Raw genomic sequence first — 961 nt, 5'->3', positions numbered from 1 at the left:
GGTTGCATCACCTCCATCAGGCGAAGCAACTCTTCGGTGTCGAAGCCGGTCCCGACTTTGCCCGCGTAACGCAGTTCGCCGTTTTCATGGACGCCGAGGATCAGCGATCGGAACGTGCGCGACTTGTCCGAAGGCGTCCATCCGACGATGACGAACTCCTGGCGCTTGATGCACTTGGTCTTGAGCCATCCTCCGCTCCGCGATCCGACATATTTCCCATCGACGATCTTGGAGATGACGCCTTCGAGCCCGGCCTGGCAGAAGCTGTTCAGCATGCGCTCGCCATTGCCGACGATGTGATCGGAGTAGAGGAGCCGGCTCCCGGTCTTCGGCAGGATTGCCCGCAGCTTTTCCTTGCGCTCCAGGAGCGGAATTCCGGTGATATCCTCGCCGTTCAGTTCGAGGAGATCGAACGCGAAATACTCTATTCTATCCGGCGCGGCCTTGATGGCGTTCTGGAGGGCCTGGAAGCTCGACCGGCCCTCGGCATCGCGGACGACTGCTTCGCCGTCGATCAACGCCGATTCGACTTTCAACTTGAGAGCATCCCGGAGCAGCGCGGCGAAGCGATCCGACCAGTCGAGGCCCGACCGCGTATAGGCCTGCGCGCTCCCGTCGCCGACGGCAATGAGCGTCCGGTAGCCGTCATATTTCATTTCGTGGAGCCAGCGGTTGCCGGTTGGCACATGATCGACAAGCCGCGCAAGCTGGACAGGCTGGAAGGGCGGCGTGGCGGTCAACGCCTGCGCCGCCCGCGGCCTGGATGGCGATCGCCCACGCGCGAAACGCAGCGCCGTCTTGGCAGGAGAGGATCGAACACGAGGCATCTGGATTAGACGCCATTCGCGCAAGATCGTTCCGTTGCCGGAGCCTCGCGCGACGGTGCGTTCCCGCCCGGGACTGCATCACCGGCGGTTGCGGAAATCCCAGACGCGGATGCCCATCCTGCGGGCCTTGTCGG

The 961-nt window shown here is 63.3% G+C and carries 1 protein-coding gene; it reads right to left on the bottom strand.

What is annotated here, in order from left to right; translation table 11 throughout:
• The coding region (gene ligD / locus FE851_RS25875; RefSeq protein ID WP_222423001.1) for a non-homologous end-joining DNA ligase at positions 1-827 on the bottom strand (827 nt) is incomplete at its 3' end.
• Between the last annotated feature and the right edge of the window lie 134 nt (positions 828-961).

Origin of the sequence: Sphingobium sp. B2, from assembly GCF_007693735.1 — a bacterium.
Classification (GTDB): Bacteria; Pseudomonadota; Alphaproteobacteria; order Sphingomonadales; family Sphingomonadaceae; genus Sphingobium; species Sphingobium xenophagum.
This window is presented reverse-complemented; position numbering and strand designations above follow the sequence as displayed.